1 pseudogene is annotated in these 760 nt (G+C 39.5%); it reads left to right on the forward strand.

What is annotated here, in order from left to right:
- Window positions 1–151 precede the first annotated feature (151 nt).
- Window positions 152–615 (forward strand): annotated as a pseudogene (tnpA, locus tag HT725_RS10050) (IS200/IS605 family transposase).
- Window positions 616–760: the final 145 nt, after the last annotated feature.

The raw sequence follows: 760 nt of genomic DNA on the forward strand, positions 1-760 counted from the left end.
ATTATGTGACTATTAGTCTGTCTCGCTCCGTTAGGTGCGAGACAAAAAAACCACCCGCTATGCGGGTGCGCGTCGAAGGTTATACCAAAAAAACTCCGAACGCGATACAATAAAGGTGTTCAAGCCAATTGTAAAGCGAAAGGAGAAAAATATGGCACAAAAGGCTCATAGTTTATCGCACACAAAGTGGCACTGTTCTATCACATTGTGTTCACCCCTAAGTATAGACGAAAAGTTATCTATAATCAATATCGAAGTAGTTTAGGAGAAATATTTCATCGTTTGTGTAGTTATAAAGGAGTTGAAATTATCTAGGATCACTTAATGCCAGACCATGTACATATGTTAGTAAGTATTCCACCAAGGATAAGTATTTCGAGTTTCATGGGCTATTTAAAAGGAAAAAGTTCACTCATGATGTTTGATAAACACGCCAACCTCAAGTACAAGTTTGGGAATCGGCATTTCTGGGCGGAAGGTTATTATGTAAGTACGGTGGGACTCAATGAAGCCACAATTAAGAAATATATCCAAGAACAGGAAAAGCATGATATAGCACTAGATAAATTAAGTGTAAAAGAATATGAGGATCCCTTTAGGGATAGTAGTAAGTAATACTAAAGCCTCTTTGAGAGGCAAGTGACGAGTCAAGAGCAATGAGGCTTGAACAAAGTGAAAGCCAGCGTCTTTAGGCGCTGGCTGGTAATTTGGGCTTATAGCCCTGAGACAAACCACCCGTTTGACGGGTGGTTATGATTTT

It is taken from the genome of Streptococcus sp. 2579 (assembly GCF_013277195.1).
Taxonomy (GTDB): Bacteria; Bacillota; Bacilli; order Lactobacillales; family Streptococcaceae; genus Streptococcus.